This is a genomic window from Streptomyces sp. NPDC058289, from assembly GCF_042880975.1.
GTDB classification, from domain to species: Bacteria; Actinomycetota; Actinomycetes; order Streptomycetales; family Streptomycetaceae; genus Streptomyces; species Streptomyces stoeckheimensis.
Genome location: NZ_JBHVYI010000076.1, coordinates 22503 through 42517, shown reverse-complemented (window position 1 = coordinate 42517; position 20015 = coordinate 22503). Strand labels below are relative to the sequence as shown.

Below are 20015 nucleotides of genomic sequence, written 5' to 3'. Positions count from 1 at the left end.
CGCCTCACCAGCGAGAACACCATCTCCTGGCGCGACCCGAAGAAGACCACAGAACATGTGATTCCGGGATGAAACATCGGACGAAAACGACCTCTGAGCTTGTGGTGCTGGGCGGCCGGAGGTGTCGACGCGACGATGTGCCGAGAACGCGCACACTCCCATAGCATGATCCGCATCGCGATGATCTCGGACCTCTCGAAACGAGCAACCAACGAAACACCCATAACCTGGCACCGCCCATGAACTATCCGGTTTTCAACTGGAACGTCTTCTTTTCTGCTGCGTGGGCAGTCGGACCGGGTGCCTACGGCGATTCGGTAGCAAGGGCGTGTGGGCGTGGTGAGCGACTCGTGTGATCTGATCATGAGACTCTTTGGTTGGCGTAATAGGAGCACATTGCGTCCGATGGCCGAGCCCCCCTTGGTTCAAGCGATGGCCCTGTACAAGGCAGGTCGCTATGCCGAGGCCGAGGCAGAGGCCCGTTCCGTGGCCGCAGCACGGTCCGGTTCGCGTGACGACACCTATGGGCCGCTGGCGTTGGGCCTCGCCGCCCTCGCGGCGGGAGCCCAAGGGCGCCATGCCGATGCCGTCTCTACATACGACGCGCTGGTGCCTGTCTTCAGAGGGGTCTTCGGCACCGAGCACCCACAGACCCTGAAATTGCGTTCGGACCGCGCCCAAGTGCTGAGCGTGCTCGGCCGGCACGGAGAGTGCGAGGCGGAGTGCGCGGCAGTTGCTCAACTTGCAGCCCGCGGTACTGGGCCGGACATGCAGTTCATAGCTGCGGCTGCCTGGAACGGACGGATCTACGCCCTTTCCGAATTGGGCCGTCATACCGAGGCTGAGACGCTGGCACGTCAGGCACTGGCTGCCCACCGTGAACCGGACTCGTTCTGGCTGGTCCTGTGTCTGGGCCTGGCTCGCAGCTTGAGTGGTCAGGGCCGCCACGCGGAAGCTCTCGCAGAGGCAGAGCGGGCCGACGTGCTACGTGGCAGCTTGCCTCCGGAACACTGCCGTGCGGAGACCGGAGCTGTCGAACTGGCCGCGGCCACGGCTCTCCTCGGGCTGGGCCGCGCCCCCGAGGCTCAGCTGCGGGCCACAGCCGCGTACGAAGCTTGCCTGGCCGTCTTCGGCCCAAATCACTACCGCACCGGAAGGTCTCTTGCCCTGCTTGACCGCATCACTGGTTCTTGAGTAGCTGATCCAAACGTGCCCGCAGTGGGTCGGGCCCATGATGGCAATCGGGTTGAATAGTCGGGAACGGATCGTATGGACGGCTCCCTTGCCGCCACCGGGGTCGGCTGGGGCGCCGTGCGTTTCGCGACCGGTGACGGAACATAAATGTGACCCGCCCGGGGCCGACGTGCGAAGGAGGACCCGGGCAGGCTCCACGTTAGGCCCTGCCAGCACCGGAAGCGCGGGCAGTGCGGCCGCGCGGGTAACAGTGCTGGCTATGAAAGGCTGGTTGGGTAGCCGGGCCTTCTTCGCCGTCTTGCTCGTGGGTGTTGAGCGACGCTGAAGATGGCTCTGACCGCGGTTGCGTGAATCCCCAGGTCACAGGGCGAATGCAGGAACGTTCACTCGGGGCAGCTCTGGATCATGGGGGCTTGCTCGATCGCAGATGTGCTGTTTCCCGGGACCGGTGTCCGAGTCGGCGCTGTCAAGGAGTTCTCGGGGGAACTCGTGGTGGAAGCGGTCTGTGCCGGCCCGCCCGGTCGCTGCCCCGGCTGCGGGGCTGTCGCCAGGCGGGTCCACAGTTCGTATCACCGCTGGCTTGCCGAACGGCCGTTGGGACAGAGCCAGGTCGTGGTCCGGCTCAGGGCCCGCAGGTTCTTCTGCGACCGGAAGTCCTGTCCGCGTCTGACCTTCGCTGAGCAGGTCGCAGGGCTCACCGAACGGCACGGGCGCCTGACCCTGGCGATGAAGGAGCGCCTACGCGCGGTCGCCGTGGAGCTTGGGGGCCGGCCGGGGACCCGGCTTTGCCGAAAGATGCAGCTGCGGGCCGGCCGGACTCTTCTGCTGAAGCTGCTCCAGGCCCCGCCCGTCCCCGACCGGGCACCGAGGGTGCTGGGAGTGGACGACTTCGCTCTTCGACGCCGGACTCGGTACGCGACGGTACTCATCGACGTCGAGGCCAGCCGTGTAGTAGATGTACTGCCTGACCGGACGGCCGAGACGCTTGCTGCCTGGCTGACCGAGCATCCAGGCGCCGAGGTGATCTGCCGGGACCGGGCCAGCGGCTACAGCAAGGCGATCCGGCAGGCCGCACCCCAAGCTCTCGAAGTCGCCGATCGCTGGCATCTGCTGCAGAACCTCTCGAACGCCCTGGAGCGAACCTGCCACCAGCACCGTTCCTGCCTGCGCAAACACGCAGAACGCGAGGCAAAACCAAGCACACCCGTCCTAAGGGCTGTCCCGCAATGACCGCTCATAGCTCCGGGAACGGCAGGGTGTCGTCCATCACCTGCAACAACTTCCGAGCAGGCGTCGCCTCCTCTGGCCGTACGGAGGAGGCGACGCCTTCGATGACTGACCGGCCTGCGTGCACGGCTGTCCTTGCGGCTGCCTCCCAGCCGGTTTGCTGCCGGTAGCTCGCGTCGTGCTTGCGGTCCTGGGTCGCCGCAGCGGCGGAGTGCCACTGGTCGGTCTGGCAGATACCTCCCAGCAGGTCTAGCAACTCGGCCTTGCAGGCCACGTGCGGGGACCCGGCCAGTTCGAGAAGGAACGGGACCGTGGGAGCTGTCGCCTCGCCGACGACGAACCCCAGCGCGCAGATGGCATCGCCCAGGTCGTCGATGGCGAGGCGGGCCGTGGCTTCATCCCCATATGCGATCCGGGACAGTAGAGGGGGAATACCGCCAGCCGCAGCCCCTGTCGCATCGCGCAGTTCTCCCCAGCGGACCGCGGAGACGTTCCTCAACAGACTTCCCACGCCCTGCTCCTCATCAGATCCTCGTGCCGGCCCCGGCGGTGCCTTAAGCATGGTGCAGCTATGGGTGAGGCCCCGGCCAGGCGGCCTGTGACCGGGCGGTGCAACAAGGCCCCGGCTTGGCGCCATGATCTTGCTGTGACTGGAGTGATCACGGCGTCGGCCCCGTCCTGGATAGCCCCGTTCACTGGGCTGAGCCCTCGCTGCTTCGGCAAGCTGGTGACCGCGCTGCGCCGCGAGGGGGCCGATTAGGTGCGGCGGGGTCGGCCGTGGGGGCTGCCGCTGCAGGATCGGGTGCTGCTGGTCACGGCGTACTGGCGCACGAACTTGACGCTGCGCCAGCTTGTCCCGCTCTTCGGGGTATCGAAGTCCGCGGCCGACCGCGCCATTAGACACCTCGGCCCCCTGCTCGCGCTCCGGCCGCGCAAGCGGTTCCGCAAGGACACTGTGCTCATCGCGGACGGCACCCTGGTGCCCACCCGGGACCACACGGTGGCGGAGCAGTCCAAGAACTATCGGTACTCGACCAACCACCAGGTCGTGATCGACGCCGACACCCGCCTGGTGGTCGTGGTGGGCCGGCCACTCGCCGGGAACCGCAACGACTGCAAGGCCTGGGAGGAATCCGGTGCCAAAGCCGCCGTCGGCAGGACCATGACGATCGCCGACGGCGGCTATCCCGGCACCGGGCTCGTCATGCCCCATCGCCGGCGCAAGGGCGAAGAGTTGCCCGACTGGAAACAGGAACACAACAAGTCCCACAAGCAGGTCCGTGCCCGCGTTGAGCACGTCTTCGCCCGGATGAAGACCTGGAAGATCCTCCGCGACTGCCGCCTCAAGGGCGACGGCGTTCACCACGCCGTGCTCGGCATCGCCCGGATGCACAACCTCGCACTCGCCGGATAGACGAGCGGCGCACGACGGCCGGCCATGCCCGAGGCGACCCGGAGACCATTTGCGGTACAGCCCTTAAGCACCGTCGGCGAGGACACCTTCCTGACCCTCGATCTCACCCCCATCCCCCTGCCCGCTTCCTTGGCCAACCTGTTGGCCGACTTCAGGGACATGCCGGCGCCGACCAACTGGGCGGCCAACTCCTCCCAGGACTGGCTGTTCCCCGGAGACCTCCCAGGACAGCACCTCTCCGCCACCGTCCTCGGCCGCCGTCTGGCCGCCCTCCACATCCCCAATCGGCCCGCCCGCGCAACCGCCCTCATCGCCCTCGCCCAGGACCTGCCCTCAGCAGTCCTCGGACCGATGCTCGGCCTCCACCCCGTCACCGCCGCCCTCTGGCGACGACACGCCTCCACCGACTGGACCGCCTACCTCGAACCCCGTCTGACCGCCCCGCCACCCTGACCACCGGTCGAAGCCGCGTCATACGGCGGGTCTGGGAGGTGCCGCTTGCGGCGACCCCGGGGGAAGCTGCATTTTTTGAGCATGTTCAAATACGTTGAGGTGTGGCCGCGGGCCGGACATCCAATCTCTGGGGAGAGGTCTGCGGACATGCGTAGATGGCAGGCGACGGCTCTCGCGGTAACTGGGGTAGTTCTCACCGCATCTTGCGGATACGGCGCAGCCATCCACGCGGCGGAGATTCCGCAGGAGCAGCTGGTAGGGACGTGGACTAGCCCAGCAGGGACGTCCCTGACCTTCTCGGAGGAACACACCTTCACTGGATCGGGATTCGACAAGGTCAAGGCGATGGCTGACTGCGCCCATCCCGAGAAGCTGTCCAATGGCCGCTGGGCCTTCTACGGCAGCCCCAAAGCCGACGGCCTCATCGCCCCCGACGAGACCGCCACACGTGGCCATGACCTTCGGCTGTCATTTGCCGAGGATCCGACGTGCACGGTGTGGGTCTACCTCTACGGGGACTTCGGAGATACAGAGGACCCGAGCATGTGTCCTGCAGAGGACCCGGACGCGGGGTGTCCTCCTGACGGCTACATGAAGCGGAGTGAGGCCGGCCCCCGCTCCTGACACCTAGCGACACCCGAAGCACTCGCGCTCCTGCCGGGCCACAACCGCGGCAACAAACAGGCCGCCCGGACCCCTCGACCGCCGGGGCCAGACAGGGATACCGCACGATTTGAATGTCGCTCCCCGCCAGCTGGTGGCTAGGCCTGGAGTGCGGCGCGACGTGAAGCGTACGCAAACGACCAGGTCTCTCCGCTGACGCTAATCGCGGTCACGGCGAAGTCGAACAGGTCGAAGGCGGACAAGGACCCGGCGCAGTGGCTGCCGCCGGCCGGGGGCTACCACTGCGAGTACACCGCGCAGTGGCCCGCGACGAAGCTGCGCTGGAACCTGGCCGCCGACGGCGCCGAGCGCCAGGCCCTCCTCGGACTCGCCGAGGACTGCCCGACTACCACCGTCGTCTACGAGCCCGCCGCACAGTAGTAGACGACGCACCCGGCTCACCCCTTCGGGCATCTGCGTCGGACCGAGCCGAAGCTCACCTCGCCGACGGCCCTACGCGCGTCCTCGGGCTGCTCGGATTCTTCAAGCAGCCCGAGGACGGCAAGACGGTCTACACCGATGACACGAGTGAGGGCGACCGTCACCTAAGGGCTTGCAGATCATCAAGGTGTTGCTTCCCGACCTGGGTCTCGTTGGTCTGGTATGCGTATCCCGGACGAGACCCGTGACCAACTCTCCTCGAAGTTCCTGGTGTTGTTCCCGCATCTGGACGAGCGGCAGCGACGGCTGTTGATGGGGGCCGAGGCCAGGCTTCTGGGGCATGGTGGAATCCGCGCTGTCGCTCGTGCGGCTCAGGTCAGTGAGACGACGGTCCGCGATGGCGTGTTCGAGCTGGAATCCGGCGACGAGCCGTAGGGGCGGGTCCGGCGAGCAGCCGCTTCCCAACTCGCTTTCGAGTGAGCGCTGGGCACTCAACGTGACCAGCGTCGCATGCTGGGCAACCTGTGGGCGTACCGCAGACGATGTTCTAGGAGAGTCCAGTGACCTCCTCCACAGCCGCAAGATCTCCCGCCCTGCCACGCCCCGCCGGTAACAGGGCGAGAGCAGCACTCGCCCGACGGCGTACTCTGCGAAGCCCCGCCCGCACCCCGACCTCATCGCCTGCTGCGGGCCGACACGGAAACCTTGGATCACACGCTGGTCCGGTCGCCGGCATCCGCATCCCCTGGCTGCGCACGAGACCCTCATGCACCACAGGCCCACCGGCCTCTTCTAGTCGGTGTCCGTGGCCGCCAGGACGGCGAGGCGGAGGCCGTCCGGGGAGAGGGCCGCGATGCCGTAGTCGTCGCCGTCTTGGTGGAAGAACTCGGAGTCGGTCTGGAAGTGGAACCAGGTGTACTGCTCGGCTTCCCGCTCCACCTCCGCCGCGCTCGTGTGGAACGGGAGGCCGCACAGGCCCGCCAGGGAACGCCATGCCTGCAGCCGGCCCCAGGCCCCGTACCTGCCGGACCGTCCCATGGAAGCGGTGGCGAAGAGCAGGGACCAGATGTCCCCCACGGGGCGGGCGGCTATCTCGTAGCGGCCGTCGGGGCCCAGATCCGCGACGCAGTCCATTGGCAGGGTGGGGAGCAGGGCGGGCACCTGGGCGGGGATGATGGGCCGGTCGGCCCGGAAGACCCACGCCGCGGCGTAACCCCAGTTCCTTTCCGCGGCGGTGACGATGAGGTTGTGCTCGTCCACGGTCACGGAGTTCAGCAGCGGTGACTTCCCGGTCGGCCGGGGGGTCGGCGGATCCAGCCGGCCGTGCGTGGGCAGGCCGGTCTTCACACCGCTGGCCGAGCCGTTCACGGAATGGCGCGTGAAGTCGGGTTCGGTCTCCAGGGCGCGGCGGCGGTCGGGAAGCCAGTCCAGGGGAGGCAGCCAGCCGGGGCGCAGGGCCGGGAACTCGTCCGGGTCCACCCCGCGCAACAGCAACTCGTGGAACAGACAGGTCCGCAGCTCGCGGAGCCGGTCACCCTCAGGGATGTCGGTGAACACCGTCCGGGCGAGGACCGCGGGCGACTGGTGCTGGGCGAGCATCGTCGCCATGAGCGGCAGTTCGAGTCCCATGGATCCGCCGGCGGCTTCCTGTTCGCCGAGCAGCCGGAGCAGCAGCTCGACGCTGTCGCGGCCCGGGGTCGTGGTGAGGATCCGCCGGAGGTAGGCGAGGTCGGTTCTGTGAATCCGGGCGGCCCGAGCGGCGGCCGCGTAGCGGCTGGTGAGGTGCGACCCCAGTCCCTGCAGATGGGCGATGTCGCCGGCCAGGGCGTACTGGCGGGCCTCATCACGTGAGATGTACTCAGGTTCGCTGTCGGTCGTCAGGTCGTTCGCTTCGTCGCTCACGGTGCGCCAGCCTAAAGCGTCACCTACAGAAGTACCGGCGCACCGGAACCGGCGGCGGCGGAGTTGCTTCGGGTGGGTACACGCGTCTCCAGACGAGAACGAACAGACAAGAGCGGATGCCGCCGCCGTCCACAGGACCCTGGACCATGAACCAGATCGAGGCCAGGACGACGGTGACCGCTCTGCCTGCCTTGTCCCAGCGGGCCATGAACGCCAGCGCCGCCCCGACGGGCGGCACGATCAACGTCGCTGCGACCACGGCGGGAACCGCCAGCAGGGGATGCCCCGGCGCCCGGCGTCGTGCGAGATGCCGTCCCCCCGCTGCAGGCTGGCCAAGGCGGGCGCCTGCTCGCAGCGGTCTCCTCAGGCCCCAAGCCCGTGCAGGACGACGCAAAGCCGCCCTCACCACCCGTGGTCACGGTCACGGTCACCGCAACGCCCCCGCCGTCGCCCGCGGTTTCTGCCCCGACCCTGGCGCCGTCCCCGTCGCCGTCCCCTTCCGCCGCTGCGCCGTCGGCTGGCGCGCCGAGCGCGCCAGCGCCTGCTGAGCGGCCGCCGGTGCGAAAGGCGCCCTCGGGCGATGACGGCAAGGCGGCGAGCCCGCCCGATGCTCCTGTCTCCGGCTCGACCTCGGACGGCGGGACTTCCGGGAGCTCAGGTTCCGGCGGCGGGGGTGGCGGCGGTGTCTCCTACCGGAACTGCACGGCTGTCCGGGAGGCTGGTGCCGCGCCGATCCGGCGTGGCGATGCCGGGTACGGCTCGCACCTCGACCGGGACGGCGACGGCGTGGCCTGCGAGTGACAACGGCAGCCCCGGGACACCCCCTGTCCCGGGGCCGTGCCATGGTCTGACGAACCGGCCTGGTATCACTTTTGCCGGTATTCCATGGTGTGCCCTGCACGCCTGCGGCTGCTGGGAGCATGGGTGGGTAGGTGAGATGTCTTGCCCGTGCCCAGCATCAGGAGCAGACGATGGAACCGACGACACGATCCCGTCCCCCAGCGGACCTGCTCGCGTTGAAGGTTGTCTTCTGCGCCTTTTGCCAGGCCACTGAGCTCACAGGGGAAGCGCGAACTCTCAGCGCTGAGGGGAAGGTCCTGTCGGCGACCTGGCATACCCGCGCTTGCCCGCACCACGTGGCCGATCTCATCCTCGCCGAGGACAACTGACCGACGACACTGCTCCGGAAAACCGCGCGCCGCGCGCTGACCGCCCGGGCTACCGGCGGGTTCCAGGCGTCGGCCGTGCAGCCAGCCGCCGCGGCTCCCGTGTGACCGGCTCTGTCCCCGTCGAAGAGGGCCGGCCTCGTCACCGGCCTGACCGACGCGACGCCCGCGGTCGTGACTCACGGCCGATCCCGGCGCACATGTCCGCGTGCTCGCTGCCGAGAGCGCAGCCCGAGCGCTGTACCTGGCCCGAGGGGGCCGGGCCCTGGCCCTTCGTCCTACCGTGGTAGTCATCTCCCATGAGCCAGTTCCGCGACTTCAACCTCAAGCTGCTCGTCATCGAGGAGCTCATGTACGGCCCCGAGCCGCTCCTCCCGGTCTACGACCTGCCCGCGCGGCTGGCCGAGCAGGGGATCGGCGACCCCGCGTCCCACGTCCTGGACAACGGCCTCCATGCGGAGGTGCTGCCGCAGTCCCGGGCCCATTTCGAGGCCCTGGAGATACCGGCCGAGCTGCTCGCCGGCATCGAGGAGCTGTGCTTCGACGCAGGGGCGGACGTCTTCAGGCACTGCGCCCCCGCCTGGGACGGCGAGGACGACCTGTTCGACGTCAGGTCGCTCGACGACCTCGACCTGCTGCCCAGCCTGCGGGAGGTCACGTTCGTGGACGACGGCGTCCTGGCGGTGCCGGACGCGGCGGAGGTCTTCGCCTCCCGAGGCATCGACACGGACTGAGCAAGCGGCTCGGGTACGCGGTTCAGCTCACGAGCGTGCGCTACTTGGGCCGGTTCCTGCTGGACCCGCGGCAGGTGCCGGCGGAGGCGGCGCAGGCCGGTGCGGGTGTCGGGTCCGCAGATGAAGTGGTCGCTGGCCCGGGCGGAGGAGATCGCCGACTTTGGCATCGGCGTCGCCAAGACCGCCGGGCGGCTCGGCGAGGACCGGCCGTTCCCCTCCGGCACAAGCGGCCGTGGTTACCCTCGAGGCGCCGCCAGGTCGGCCAGGAGGTTTTCTGCGAACGTACGGGCCGCCCTCAGGTCGTCCCGGTCCGGCCGGCCCTTGCGTATCCCTCCGACCGGCTTGAACGGCGCCCAGGTGTCCCAGCCGCGGCACGTGAAAGTCCCGACGACCTCGAACCCCTTTTCCTCCAGCAGCCGCACCAAAGGCTTGGTGTACTTCTGGAGCCCTCCGTCCGGAAACCCGCTCGTCGCGAACACGAACGCCTTCCCGGCCGGCTGCTGCGGCATTGCCTCCACCAGCTCGAGCAGACGCGGGTACAGCTTGTTGTTCCGCACCCCCGCCCCGAACCCGACCAGCTCGAACGCCAGAAGATCGCCCATGTCGACCTCATTCGGTGTTACGACGTCCGCCATCAACGCCCGCCCCATCTCATCCGCGACCCGCCGCGTGTTCCCGTGCAACAGGGAGTGGCAGACGATCAGGCTCTTCGTGGTGCTCATGGTGGTTCTCCTCGCATGCTGCTGGTTGTGCGCGCCCGTAGTGGAGACAAGGTCGGGCCGCGTCCTGTGACGCCCTCGGAGTGTGACCTGCGTTACACCGCGAATTCGATGGACTCGAAGACGACACCGTCGGGGTGACGGACGAGGGCGTCAAGGCCGATGGGAACCTGGTTGAGGCCCGAAAGAACCGTGCGCGCCCGTGCGCGGCGAGGAGTACCAACGCGGCCGGATCGCCAGGCCGACGGCGGCGGCTTGGGCGAGAGCGGTCTGCCTCATCGTGGACCGTCCTACGGGTGGGGCAGCCATCCGGCGGTGAAGTCCGCGCTGTCCCGTGCGCGCTGCGCGCGGGATTCGAGGAGCCGGCGGAAGCCGGCCAGTGCGTAGCGTTCCGCGGTGGCCGCTCTGGGGCCGGGGATGCCGGCCACCGTGGCCATGAGCTGCTGGGGCTGGCACTGCCGGCCGGTGACCTGGACCCTCAGGTGCATGCCCTCTGCGCGCCGGTGCAGGTCCAGGAGGTGGGCAGGCCGTCGGCGTCCATGGCCGCGACACCGTGCAGGTCCACCAGGAGGTCTTGTTCGTCCATGGTCACGTGGTCCAGCGCCCGCTGGAGTACCTCGCCTGCATCCTCATCGAGGTCTCCAGCGGCGCTGACCAGGACCGAGCTGCGGCGATGCTGAACGTCCACGTTGATCAATTGTTTGCTCCCGTCACCCGAAGGCTCCGGGCCCGCGGGGCCCCATCCTGGCCCGGCGTCCGGTGGGCCAGGTGCGAGGCGCGCAGAAGCACCGGCCGCGCGGGCCGGATCGGGTGATGGCGAGAGGGAGCTGAACTGTCGGCTCACTACCCGGCAGTCATCAGTCCGGGCGTGGCGGCCCGCCCGGGCCGACGTGCGAAGGAGGACCCGGGCGGGCTCCAACTGCCACCCTGTCAGCACCGGGAGTGCGGGCCTAGCGGCCACGGCGGGCCCAAGCCGGGCAGGGTGCGAGGCTGGTGTGGATCCAGGCGGCTTGGCCGGCCTATGCCCGGGGGTGACGGGCGCCGTGACTGCCTGTTTCTTATCCCCGTGCGCGCAGGTCAGCGGCAGAAGTGGAAGTACAGGGCGAGGTCGACCCGTTCGGAGAACGGTCACGGTAACGGTTCCGCGAACGGAACTCGTGAGGTAAGAACTCTGTCATCAGTCGGCAAACGGCAGGATGTGCGCCATGAGCGACACAACGGCAACCATCTTCACTGCCATAGCGGGCGGACTGTTTGCCCTCGCAGTGGCATACATCGGCTACAGGGCTGGCCGGCGGCAAACCACCGACCAAGCCACCGTCGAACACGGTCAATGGCTACGCGGGCAACGCCAGCAGGCCTACCTGACGTTCGTAGATACCTGGGACGCGACGGTGGACAGCCTTCAGCGCCTGCAGCAATCGTGGGAGCCGCGGGTCCGTGAGTACCAGCGGGACCACCGGCTCGACGACTGGACTGAGGAATCAAGCCGCCTGCTCGCAGCTGCGTGGCGCCCGGTCCGTAGGGATCTCGAACGCGTGGAGTTGTTGGGCCCTCAGAGGATCGACGTCGTGGTACGGGCGTTGGAGGACGCCTTCCGGGAAATGCGGGACGTGATCGCAGCTCAACTGTCGACCGGTGCGACCCGTCCGCACTGGGACGAGTGGAACACGGTGACGATCCGGGCTAACACGGCACGGTTGAACTTCCATGCGGCGGCGATCTTGACGTTGCGGCAGCCGCCGACCCCGGAGGGGGAGAGTGAGGGCATGGAGGAGTAAGCGCCACCGTTGTGGCTGGTGACAGAGTTCCTACCGCCACCCCAACTCCTGGGGCGCGCCGTTGCCAGAGTGACTGGGTTCAAGTTCACCATGGTGAACTTCACCGAGAGATGGCGTTGACGGCCGCGAATGCGCCCGGGGGCCCTGTCCCCCAGGGTAGCGAGAGGCCTCGGACTGGGGATCAGAAACAGGCAGTGAAAGGAGCCGCTCCCGCCCCACTCGACCGGCATCGTTTTCGCCTCGCGGATGGAGGGTGGCGCCGGGCTCGTGGGTTTCTACTCTCTGATTCTGGATCCCGCTGAGTGGGACCTGGCGCCTCGTCTCCGACGAGGCGCGGGGAACAGGGGTGGGGAAGCTTCTGATGGAGCACATGCTGGACCAGGCGCGGAGGGCGGGTTTGGCCGATGTGCGGGTCGTTTCGAACCCGCCGACATCGCAGACCGCGTCGCACAGGGATACCTGTGGCGGTGGGACCCGTGTGTCGTTGCCAAACCGACCGGCGGATTCGCCGCACTCGCGCCCCTGCTCGCCCGGTTCGGCCCGGAATCACGCCTCCAGCTCGCCGGCGACTACTTCGCCGCATCAACCGTGGAAAACAGCCTCGCCTCCGGGGAACGCGCGGCCAGACGGCTCATCCGCTCCCTGCGGCAGCGGCACTGACAGCTGGTACTGGCTGGCCCGGCAGAACACCGCCCCCGGAGCGGCCACCGGCGCCAGAGCCCCCGTCCGGTGGGTGTCCGGTGACCGCGCCCGCCGACCGGTACGTCGACCTGACCGGTGCTCGGTCAGCCGTGTGGTCCAGGGTGGGGGCGGTGGGTTGGTCAGGGTGTCCAGGCGGGGGGTCGTTTTTCGCAGAATGCGAGGGTGCCTTCGGCTGCTGAGTTGGTGTGGAAGATGGGTGTGGTGAGTGGGTCCTGGACGGTGAATGCGGTGTGGTCGTCGAGGCCGCGGGTGGCTTCGACGACGTGCCGGGTGATCCGGGTGGCCTGGGGGGAGTGGGCGCGGATCCGCCCGGCGAGGGTGAGGGCGGCGTCCAGGGCTTTGCCTTCGCCGGTGAGCTGGTTGACGAGTCCGTGGCGGGCTGCGTCCGTGGTCGGCAGCGGGGAGGCGGTCAGGAGCATGTCCATGGCGAGGTGGTGGGGGAGGCGGGAGGGCAGGCGGATGGCCCCTCCTTCTGAGGCGACGAGGCCGCGGGCGACCTCGGGGAGTGCGAAGAACGCGGTGTCGGCGGCGGTGATCAGGTCGCAGGCCAGGACGAGTTCGAAGCCACCCGCCACCGCCGCTCCTTCGACGGCGGCGATGACGGGCTTGGTCCGTCGGGCGCGGGTGAGCCCGCCTAGTCCCCGGTCGGCGACGCGCGGTACTCCCTCGTCGGGGAACGCTTTGAGGTCCATGCCGGAGCAGAAGTGGCCGCCCGCGCCGGTGAGGACACCGACGTCGAGTCCGGGGTCGGTCTCCAGGAGGGTGAGCGCTTGGTCGAGGGCGTCGGCCAGGGCCTGGTTTACGGCGTTGCGGACATGGGGCCGGTTGAGGGTGATCACCAGGACGCCGTCGCACTGCCGGGTCACCACTACCGGTTGGGTGGATTGCGTATTCATCATGTCCTTCCGATCCGCGGGCAGGGGTCAGGGGCAGGGGAGAGTTTCATCGCCGGACGAGGGGCAGGGCGGCGAGGCCGCGTATGACGCGGGCCGGGCGCCAGGGCAGCTCGTCGGCCGGTTTGGCCAGCTCCACGGTGCCCAGACGTTCCAGCAGCAGGGGGAAGGCGACGGCTCCTTCGAGGCGGGCGAGGGCCGCTCCGATGCAGAAGTGGGGTCCGTACCCGAAGGCGAGGTGGTCGTTGGGTGTCCGTCCCACGTCGAGACGGCCGGGGTCGGTGAAGTGCTCCTCGTCCCGGTTGGCGGACCCGATCAGGAGACTGACGATCTCGCCCGCGTCGATGGTCTGCCCGTGCAGGCGGATCGATTCGCCCGCGCACCGGAACGTGGCGTCCCGAACAGGCGAGTCGTAACGCAACAGCTCCTCCACCGCGGTGGCCAGAAGACTGGAACCGGCGTCCTGGCCGGCAAGGCGCGCGGCCTGGTCGGGGTGGCGCAGCAGGGCGAGCATGCCGTTGCCGATCAGGTTCATGGTGGTGTCATGGCCGACGAGCAGCAGGAGGTAGGCGGTGGAGCGCAGTTCCTCCTCACTCATGGCGCCGCTTTCGTCGCCCGCCCGCACCAGGGCGCCCAGCAGGTCCACGCCGCCGCTTTCCTCCCCGGCCCGTTTCCCTACGATCAGAGCGTCGAGCAGCGCATGCAGATCCCGCCCCGCGCGGGCCGGGTCTGCGATGGTGTCGGGGGCGATGGTCGCCATCAAAGTGTCCCGGGTCCCGGGGGTGTCGAGGTGTTCGGGTACGCCGAGGATCGCGCAGATCATCCGGAACGTCAGCGGCGCCGCGAAGTCCGCGATCAGGTCGATGTGCACCTGGTGCTCGACCCTGTCCATAAGCCGGTGCGCTACCTCGGCGATGAAGGGCTCCAGCAGGGCGATCCGGCGAGGCACGAACGCCGAGTTGACCAGGGTCCGCAGCCGGGTGTGGTCCGGTGGGTCGGCGTGGACCAGGTGCCGGTTGAGCCCGGACGGCCCCGGCATATATCCGGGAACCCGGCCGGGGTCCTTGCTCAGACGGGGGTCGCATAGCAGGGCGCGTACGTCCTGGTACCGGGAGATCTGCCACACCGCGGGCCGGCCGGGACGCCGTTCGACGTGGGCGGGAGCGTGACGGCGCAGCCAGGCGAAGTACGGGTAGGGGTCCTGCATCCGGGCCGCCAGCAGGTCGGCGGGCGGACGGGACTTGGCTTCAGCGGGCACATCATCTCCGGCTCGGTGTTGATCGACGACATCACACCAACGAGACCCCGGTATCCACGATGCGGCAGTTCCCAGCTTTCCCGGCGCATCCCACCACCTCAGGGAGGAACACGTGTGAGCCGGGCGCACTGGCCTTCATGGACGTCGAAGGCCAGCACCGCGGCGGGCTCCCTCCCCGGGGGGTGTCATCAACCCCGCGCTGCCGACACCTGGGCTGCGGTCGCCTGCCTGCCGGCGCCCTGAGGGTGACACGGCAGGCGCATCGGCGTGGCCCCGAGCGGGCCGGGGAAAGGCCGTGGGGTGCTGACCCTGCCCGAATACACCCCCGCCCTGTCCGAGCGGTTCGCCGCCGATGGCTACCTGCCCCTGCCCACTCTGCTGCCGTCCGCGGCGCTATCCGTCCGTACGACGAGGCGCGGCGCCTGGCCGCCCTCGCCGTACGGCGGGACTTCGACATGGAGTCCACGGACCGCTCGCCCCGCCACATGACCACGCTCGGCGGCCACATCATCGCCCGCGAGTCCGCCCTCATCCCACGCCTCTACCACGACGAAGCCCTCCTCGCCCTGATCAGCCGGATCACGCACCTGCCCGCGGTCCCGGTCAGGGATCCGCTGGAGCGGCACGTCCTCAACACCCTCCACCAGCCGGGCGACACCCACGGCGCCCACACCGACGACTACCCCCTGGCCCTGGTCCTGTTCATCGAAGCCCCCCACAACCCCGCCCACGGCGGACTCCTCGAATACACCCCCCACACCACCGACCTGACCACCCTCGACACGGACACCGCCCGCCGCGCCCACCACCGGCCAGGCGACGGCTACCTGCTGCGCAGCGACACCACCGCACACCGCGTCACCCCCCTCACCCGTCCCGGCGTGCGCCGTACGGTGGCGAACTTCGCCTACACCACCCCCGACCGGCAGCAGGCCCTCACGCCCTCGGCAGCCCAGCTGTACTGACGCCTGCCCCCTCGGCCGGGGAAGCCGAAGCCGATGGACCCGGCGGGACTTGATCCAGTCAGTCAGTCGGGCCGCCGGGCTGGAGGCCGAGTACGGCCCGCTCCACCCCACACGGTCACCGCCCTGGCCGCATCGGTTCGAGAATCCCAGCTGCGCTCAAGGGCTGATGTTTGAGCGGGGCAGGGTTCGGTCCTGCGGCCGTCGGATTGGATCGGCTGGCTTGGCCGGTGAGCGCCCGAGCATCCTTCGCCCACCACAGGATTCCGACGATTGACCGGCTGGGTGTGGCGTGATCGGCCGCCCGTGAGCAGCGGTCGGGACGGCCGAACGGGTCCGGGGTGACGTGGGCCGCGCCGGTACCGGTTGAGCCCGCCCCGTTCGGGGTTGAACCGGCGTGAGGCCTGGGAGGTTGGCCGCCCCGGGCCTCACCGGGTTCGAATACTGGGTGCCGCTAGCCGGGGTTGACCGCGAAGCGCACGGACCGGACCTCGAGGTCGTCGCGTGCCGGGCTGCCGTGCGCGCGCAGCTTCCACTCCGGGCCCTCGCAGTTGGCGCCGGCGTAGACGACCACGGCGGAGTCCGTGCCGTTGTGCGGGCCGTAGCCGGGCTGTTCGTCGTCGTCGCTGACGGCGTAGAGGTTGACGCACTTGCCGCTGTGCGGGTCGTGCAGGGTGACGTGCTGCTCCTGCCCGTAACCGTCGACGTACTTGTAGTGGAAATAGCCTTCGGCGGCGAGAGCCGAACCGGGCAGCGAAAGGACCAGGGCGAAGGCCGCCAGGGCAGCGGCGGCGGTGGTACGGAGCTTCATGAGGGAGGGGGATCCCTTTCCGGGAAGGCGGGTCGGGCATTGCGGACACGACCCTAGGAGGGCTCCGAACGACGAATCGTTCCTCCGTGATCCCGAGGCGTGGCGCGCTCCGTGCCGCCGGACCCTTTCCGGTCACGGCACCAGCCGGACAGCCAGGCCCGCACCTCGTCCACCGAGCCGGTCTGTGGGACGCCCCGCGGCACGGGCGGATGCCGGACGAGGACCTCGCCGCACTGACAGCGACGGCCCTGCTGTTCGGCGCCGCGCCCGCGCACGCGCACCCCAACGCGAAGGCGAGCGAGGGCAAAGTCGGCCTGTCCGTCTACGGCAAGGGGCTGCGGGCGCACGACGTCGGGCACCCACATGGAAGGCCGCGGGACGGGCGTACGCGCCCGCCTGATCACGTACGACCCGGACGGGTACAGGTCGGCGCTCACGGGGTGGAAGGACGCAACCCCGGTGAGCGCGGCCCTGACCAAGCTCTCCACGGTGGGGTGGAAGTGGAAGGGCGGGAAGCGATTCGGCCATGGCACGAAGCTGTGCGTGGAGTTCAACGTCATGCAGGGGAAGCCGTGCGCGGTGATCCACCGGTAACGGGACACTGCTGCCCTCCTGCCTGTTTCTGGTCCTCGTCCGCGTGCGGCAGATAGGTGGAAGGGCGTGGCGGCGGGGTGAATTCTGCTCGGGCCGTGCACGTGGACCCGTTTGCGCCGCGTGACACTCGCCAGCAGGGTTCGGTGATCATTACCGCAGGGTGCGTTCGTCCGGACTCGGCCGTGGTTTGCCGCGGCTGGTAGATGGTTCCGAGCCGGAGGTGGACCACCCGTGGCGGCGAACGGAAACCCCACCGTTAGAAGACGGCGGTTGGGTGCGGAGCTGCGCCGGCTCCGCCTGGCCTGCGGCCTGACGAGTACCAAGGTGGCCGAACGCCTGTTGATCTCGCAGCCCAAGATGAGTCACCTGGAGAACGGCCGCCGTGCCATCAAGCCCCGTGATGTGCGGGACCTGTGCGCCCTCTATGGAGTCACAGACCCGCAGGTCGTGGACGCGTTGATGGAGATGGCCGGGGAAGCGGACCAGCAGGGCTGGTGGGTCGCTTGTGGGGAGGTCCCGTACGCGGTCTACATCGGCCTGGAGACGGAAGCCTCCTCGATCCGCTCCTACGAGCCGCTGGTGATCCCCGGCCTGCTGCAAACCCCCGCCTACGCGGCCGCGGTCACCGCGGAAACGATCCCTCTGGCCACCCCTGAGCAGATCGCCACGCGCCTCGACGTACGGCTGCGCCGACAGCACCGCGCCCACCATCCGGCACGCCCTTTGCGCTTATGGATCGTGCTGGACGAATCGGCACTGCGCCGCATTGTCGGCAGCCCTGAGATCATGCGTGAACAGCTTGAGCACCTGAACCACATCGCCGCGCAGCCGCACATCACCGTGCAGGTCCTCCCGCACGACGTGGGAGCCCACCCGGGCGTCTCGGGACAGTTCTCCATCCTCGACTTTCCCGACACCGCCACGGGGGCGGTGTATCTGGAGCGGTTCACCAGCGACCTCTATCTGGAGAAACGATCCGATGTGCGGCACTACGGCGTCATGTACGACCACCTTCAGGCCCAGGCCCTGAACCCGGACAGCACCCGCCAGTTCATCAGCCGTGCCGCCGAGGAGCTCCTGCCCGCCGCCTCGCCGCCCCGCCGGGGCCTCTCGGAAACGGGCTGGTAGCAGCGGGGCACGACAGCCAGTCATCGACTTCGTCTCGGCGGTGCGTTGGCTGTTCACGGTTCTGCAGCAGATTCGCACGAGGAGCAGTGAACGAAGCCAGGCTGCTCAGTGGTTCTCCCGTGGCCTGGTTGGGTGTGCGTCTGGCTCCTCGGCGAGGCGTAGGTGTGCCGGGCCGTCGCTGATCGAGATGAGGTAGCCGTTGAGGTCGCGGAAGGCGATCATGCGAAAGGCCGGGTCGTGGACGTAGTCGTTGTGCACGTCAGCGTGTTGGCGAATGCGTTCGGCGATGGTGTCGAAGTGGGGCAGGCCGGTGATGGAGACGGTTGCGGTGGCTCCGACCGGCTGGGAGGCGGCGTGCGGGTTCTGCTGCCGGAAGGCGTCCTCGGGCTGCAGGACGAACAGGGTGGTGGTGCCGTGCTGGACGGCGGCCATTCCTTCGGCGGATTCGCGCAGGTGCGGGGGTGTGCGGGTGAATCCGAGCTGTTCGTAGGCGGCGAGGGTGTGGGCGACGTCGGGGACGGCCAGGACGATGTGGGTCGTCGGTGCGGGCATGACGGTGGGTTCCTTGCATCGGCAGGTCGGTCGTGTGGGTGAGGGGCTGCGGGGCCGTGCCTGTACACGAGTGGCCCCTCACCGCCGGTCCACCATCAGCGGACGATCTTGACTCCGAAGCGGCTGCCGAGGGCGAGGCCGAGTGCGGTGTGGAAGTGGGCGTACATTTCCAGACCGCGGGCCGCGGCCAGGGCTCCGAGGTCGGCGATGTCGTTCCAGCCGTACGCGGTCAGGATCTCGCGGGCCGCGGTCTTGGCGTCCTCGTGGTCACCGGCGAGGAACATGGTGTGGTCGCCGCCGCCGAACTCGCCCGGGTTGACGACGGTTTCCTGCTCCTGGGTGACGAAGGTCTTGACGACCATCGTGTCGGGCAGGGCGCGCTGGATCTGTTCGGCGAGGCTGTCGGTGTCGACGGGGTCCAGGCGCGGCATCTCGCCCCACGGGGTGGGCCAGGAGTGCTGGGGGTCGACGGGCTGCTGGTAGATGTACGGGACGGCGTAGTCGATCAGGACCTTGCCCGCGAGCGATGCGGCCGGCAGGGCGGTCAGCGCGGCGACGGCGTTCGTGCCGTCGATCCCGTTGATGATCAGCTCGCCCGCGTCGGCGGCCTCCGCGAACGTGACGAGGGTCAGCTCGGGGTGGACGGCGTGGAAGGCGGCGAAGGGCTCGGTTCCCATCATGTCCGGTTCGGTACGGGCCAGGGTGGCGTCGGGACTGCGGGTGCCGACGATGACCTGGTGGCCGAGGGCGGACAGGCGGGCCGCGTGCTGACGCGCGCCGGCGCCGGTACCGAGAATCGCGATCTTCACACTGTGCTCCAAGGGATGAGAGGAAACGACCACAGGCGGGATGGGCGTAATGACTGCAAAAGCCACACTAGGCATCGTTTAGGACACCTCATGTCCTACAAGCTGCGCCACGGCCGATCCGCAGCGGGCGCGGCAGCCGCCGGTCCGGGGGTGGCACGGATGGCCGTGGGCGGGCGCGCGGCCACGAGGGCTGCCTGAGACTCGGGAGTGAGACGCCCTTTTTTCGTTCTGTTGCAGGAGTGCGCATGCCGTTCGTGCCGTGTATCAGCGTTGCGGACACCGCAGCCAGCGTGGCGTTCTACAAGAGCGTCGGCTTCGATGTCGATTCCTCGAGTGCGACCGCGGGCGATGACCTGCACATGCTGCTGTTCAAGGGCGAGCTGGCCGGGATGCTCTACGGCAATGCCGATCTCAAGGCGTGGCTGCCGGTGCTGCAAGGGCAGCCGATCGGCTTCGCCGGGATGTTCTACCTGTCGGTGAGCGACTTCCAGGGCACCTACGACCTGGCCAGCCGGCACGCGCAGATCGTCAAGGAACCGGTCACCGACAACAACGGGGTCCACGAGTTCTACTTCCGCGACCCCGCTGGCTATGTCATCGGTATCAACGACCGTGCCGCGCTTGAAGCCAGCCACATGGGCAAGTTCGCCTGAACCGACAGCCGGCCGCGCC

General features: G+C 68.8%; 22 protein-coding genes and 3 pseudogenes. 14 read left to right on the top strand and 11 right to left on the bottom strand.

From position 1 onward, the window contains the following. A partial coding sequence (locus tag ACFVX6_RS30550) for a hypothetical protein (RefSeq protein WP_389696920.1) occupies positions 1–224 on the bottom strand: 224 nt, incomplete at its 3' end. A 181-nt stretch (positions 225–405) separates the two neighbouring features. Here ACFVX6_RS30550 and ACFVX6_RS30545 point away from each other — a divergent pair. Next, positions 406–1194: a tetratricopeptide repeat protein gene (locus ACFVX6_RS30545; RefSeq protein ID WP_389696918.1), complete on the top strand. Its 789-nt coding sequence runs from the start codon at positions 406–408 to the stop codon at positions 1192–1194. Between the two features lie 405 nt (positions 1195–1599). Next, positions 1600–2424 (top strand): ISL3 family transposase, encoded by an 825-nt coding sequence (locus ACFVX6_RS30540; RefSeq protein ID WP_389696916.1) that lies wholly within the window; start codon positions 1600–1602, stop codon positions 2422–2424. Between the two features lie 4 nt (positions 2425–2428). On the opposite strand, the gene ACFVX6_RS30535 is transcribed toward ACFVX6_RS30540, so the two are convergent. Then, positions 2429–2932 (bottom strand): hypothetical protein, encoded by a 504-nt coding sequence (locus ACFVX6_RS30535; protein ID WP_389696914.1) that lies wholly within the window; start codon positions 2930–2932, stop codon positions 2429–2431. Positions 2933–3067: 135 nt separating this feature from the next. On the opposite strand from ACFVX6_RS30535, the pseudogene ACFVX6_RS30530 reads away from it, so the two are divergent. From ACFVX6_RS30530 to ACFVX6_RS30510, 5 genes and pseudogenes are all read left to right on the top strand, one after another. Continuing rightward, positions 3068–3835 (top strand): annotated as a pseudogene (locus ACFVX6_RS30530) (transposase). Positions 3836–3859: 24 nt separating this feature from the next. Then, positions 3860–4288 (top strand): hypothetical protein, encoded by a 429-nt coding sequence (locus ACFVX6_RS30525; protein ID WP_389696912.1) that lies wholly within the window; start codon positions 3860–3862, stop codon positions 4286–4288. A 75-nt stretch (positions 4289–4363) separates the two neighbouring features. Then, a complete protein-coding gene (locus ACFVX6_RS30520; RefSeq protein ID WP_389696910.1) occupies positions 4364–4912 on the top strand; it encodes a hypothetical protein in 549 nt (182 codons plus the stop codon). 141 nt (positions 4913–5053) lie between these two features. Then, positions 5054–5332, top strand: a pseudogene (locus ACFVX6_RS30515) (HNH endonuclease); the annotation flags it as partial. Positions 5333–5554: 222 nt separating this feature from the next. After that, positions 5555–5764, top strand: a pseudogene (locus ACFVX6_RS30510) (ISAzo13 family transposase); the annotation flags it as partial. 360 nt (positions 5765–6124) lie between these two features. Here the strand turns inward: ACFVX6_RS30510 and ACFVX6_RS30505 are convergent. Further along, positions 6125–7234, bottom strand: a complete 1110-nt coding sequence (locus tag ACFVX6_RS30505; RefSeq protein ID WP_389696908.1) for a DUF6183 family protein — start codon at positions 7232–7234, stop codon at positions 6125–6127. 300 nt (positions 7235–7534) lie between these two features. Here ACFVX6_RS30505 and ACFVX6_RS30500 point away from each other — a divergent pair, with 300 nt between their 5' ends. Beyond that, on the top strand, positions 7535–8035 hold the full coding sequence (locus ACFVX6_RS30500; RefSeq protein WP_389696906.1) for an excalibur calcium-binding domain-containing protein: 501 nt from the start codon (positions 7535–7537) through the stop codon (positions 8033–8035). A 664-nt stretch (positions 8036–8699) separates the two neighbouring features. Further along, complete coding sequence (locus tag ACFVX6_RS30495; RefSeq protein ID WP_389696904.1) at positions 8700–9134, top strand: DUF6892 domain-containing protein; 435 nt, start codon at positions 8700–8702, stop codon at positions 9132–9134. 236 nt (positions 9135–9370) lie between these two features. On the opposite strand, the gene ACFVX6_RS30490 is transcribed toward ACFVX6_RS30495, so the two are convergent. From ACFVX6_RS30490 to ACFVX6_RS30480, 3 genes are all read right to left on the bottom strand, one after another. Continuing rightward, entirely contained in the window at positions 9371–9856 is a 486-nt protein-coding gene (locus ACFVX6_RS30490; protein ID WP_389696902.1) for a flavodoxin family protein, read from the bottom strand. 287 nt (positions 9857–10143) lie between these two features. After that, complete coding sequence (locus ACFVX6_RS30485; RefSeq protein WP_389696901.1) at positions 10144–10341, bottom strand: hypothetical protein; 198 nt, start codon at positions 10339–10341, stop codon at positions 10144–10146. Beyond that, positions 10332–10541: a hypothetical protein gene (locus tag ACFVX6_RS30480; RefSeq protein ID WP_389696899.1), complete on the bottom strand. Its 210-nt coding sequence runs from the start codon at positions 10539–10541 to the stop codon at positions 10332–10334. The genes ACFVX6_RS30485 and ACFVX6_RS30480 overlap by 10 nt, the downstream gene beginning before the upstream one ends. A gap of 517 nt (positions 10542–11058) precedes the next feature. Here ACFVX6_RS30480 and ACFVX6_RS30475 point away from each other — a divergent pair. Then, complete coding sequence (locus tag ACFVX6_RS30475; protein WP_389696897.1) at positions 11059–11634, top strand: hypothetical protein; 576 nt, start codon at positions 11059–11061, stop codon at positions 11632–11634. An 821-nt stretch (positions 11635–12455) separates the two neighbouring features. On the opposite strand, the gene ACFVX6_RS30470 is transcribed toward ACFVX6_RS30475, so the two are convergent. Further along, positions 12456–13235, bottom strand: coding sequence for a crotonase/enoyl-CoA hydratase family protein (locus tag ACFVX6_RS30470; RefSeq protein WP_389696895.1), 780 nt, complete (start codon positions 13233–13235; stop codon positions 12456–12458). Positions 13236–13278: 43 nt separating this feature from the next. After that, positions 13279–14487 carry a cytochrome P450 gene (locus ACFVX6_RS30465; RefSeq protein ID WP_389696893.1) on the bottom strand — a complete coding sequence of 403 codons (1209 nt, stop codon included), beginning with the start codon at positions 14485–14487 and terminating at the stop codon, positions 13279–13281. Between the two features lie 455 nt (positions 14488–14942). Here ACFVX6_RS30465 and ACFVX6_RS30460 point away from each other — a divergent pair, with 455 nt between their 5' ends. Continuing rightward, a complete protein-coding gene (locus ACFVX6_RS30460) occupies positions 14943–15452 on the top strand; it encodes a hypothetical protein (protein WP_389696891.1) in 510 nt (169 codons plus the stop codon). Between the two features lie 451 nt (positions 15453–15903). On the opposite strand, the gene ACFVX6_RS30455 is transcribed toward ACFVX6_RS30460, so the two are convergent. Then, a complete protein-coding gene (locus tag ACFVX6_RS30455; RefSeq protein WP_389696889.1) occupies positions 15904–16260 on the bottom strand; it encodes a hypothetical protein in 357 nt (118 codons plus the stop codon). 363 nt (positions 16261–16623) lie between these two features. On the opposite strand from ACFVX6_RS30455, the gene ACFVX6_RS30450 reads away from it, so the two are divergent. Continuing rightward, on the top strand, positions 16624–16854 hold the full coding sequence (locus tag ACFVX6_RS30450; protein ID WP_389696887.1) for a hypothetical protein: 231 nt from the start codon (positions 16624–16626) through the stop codon (positions 16852–16854). A gap of 231 nt (positions 16855–17085) precedes the next feature. Further along, positions 17086–17982: a helix-turn-helix domain-containing protein gene (locus ACFVX6_RS30445; protein ID WP_389696885.1), complete on the top strand. Its 897-nt coding sequence runs from the start codon at positions 17086–17088 to the stop codon at positions 17980–17982. Positions 17983–18087: 105 nt separating this feature from the next. On the opposite strand, the gene ACFVX6_RS30440 is transcribed toward ACFVX6_RS30445, so the two are convergent. After that, positions 18088–18534: a hypothetical protein gene (locus tag ACFVX6_RS30440; RefSeq protein ID WP_389696880.1), complete on the bottom strand. Its 447-nt coding sequence runs from the start codon at positions 18532–18534 to the stop codon at positions 18088–18090. 95 nt (positions 18535–18629) lie between these two features. Beyond that, positions 18630–19343, bottom strand: coding sequence for an NADPH-dependent F420 reductase (locus ACFVX6_RS30435; protein WP_389696878.1), 714 nt, complete (start codon positions 19341–19343; stop codon positions 18630–18632). Between the two features lie 245 nt (positions 19344–19588). Between ACFVX6_RS30435 and ACFVX6_RS30430 the strand changes: the two genes are divergently transcribed. After that, the gene (locus ACFVX6_RS30430; protein ID WP_389696877.1) at positions 19589–19996 is read left to right on the top strand and encodes a VOC family protein; all 408 of its coding nucleotides are present in this window, start codon (positions 19589–19591) and stop codon (positions 19994–19996) included. The last annotated feature ends 19 nt before the right edge of the window (positions 19997–20015 follow it).

Excerpts from the sequence above, each read along its gene's own strand:
- ACFVX6_RS30455 (WP_389696889.1), bottom strand. The coding sequence starts at position 16,260 with ATGAAGCTCCGTACCACCGCCGCCGCTGCCCTGGCGGCCTTCGCCCTG.
- ACFVX6_RS30475 (WP_389696897.1), top strand. The coding sequence starts at position 11,059 with ATGAGCGACACAACGGCAACCATCTTCACTGCCATAGCGGGCGGACTG.
- ACFVX6_RS30440 (WP_389696880.1), bottom strand. The coding sequence starts at position 18,534 with ATGCCCGCACCGACGACCCACATCGTCCTGGCCGTCCCCGACGTCGCC.
- ACFVX6_RS30485 (WP_389696901.1), bottom strand. The coding sequence starts at position 10,341 with ATGCACCTGAGGGTCCAGGTCACCGGCCGGCAGTGCCAGCCCCAGCAG.
- ACFVX6_RS30470 (WP_389696895.1), bottom strand. The coding sequence starts at position 13,235 with ATGATGAATACGCAATCCACCCAACCGGTAGTGGTGACCCGGCAGTGC.
- ACFVX6_RS30545 (WP_389696918.1), top strand. The coding sequence starts at position 406 with ATGGCCGAGCCCCCCTTGGTTCAAGCGATGGCCCTGTACAAGGCAGGT.
- ACFVX6_RS30525 (WP_389696912.1), top strand. The coding sequence starts at position 3,860 with ATGCCCGAGGCGACCCGGAGACCATTTGCGGTACAGCCCTTAAGCACC.
- ACFVX6_RS30460 (WP_389696891.1), top strand. The coding sequence starts at position 14,943 with ATGGAGTCCACGGACCGCTCGCCCCGCCACATGACCACGCTCGGCGGC.
- ACFVX6_RS30540 (WP_389696916.1), top strand. The coding sequence starts at position 1,600 with ATGGGGGCTTGCTCGATCGCAGATGTGCTGTTTCCCGGGACCGGTGTC.
- ACFVX6_RS30430 (WP_389696877.1), top strand. The coding sequence starts at position 19,589 with ATGCCGTTCGTGCCGTGTATCAGCGTTGCGGACACCGCAGCCAGCGTG.
- ACFVX6_RS30490 (WP_389696902.1), bottom strand. The coding sequence starts at position 9,856 with ATGAGCACCACGAAGAGCCTGATCGTCTGCCACTCCCTGTTGCACGGG.
- ACFVX6_RS30450 (WP_389696887.1), top strand. The coding sequence starts at position 16,624 with ATGGAAGGCCGCGGGACGGGCGTACGCGCCCGCCTGATCACGTACGAC.
- ACFVX6_RS30495 (WP_389696904.1), top strand. The coding sequence starts at position 8,700 with ATGAGCCAGTTCCGCGACTTCAACCTCAAGCTGCTCGTCATCGAGGAG.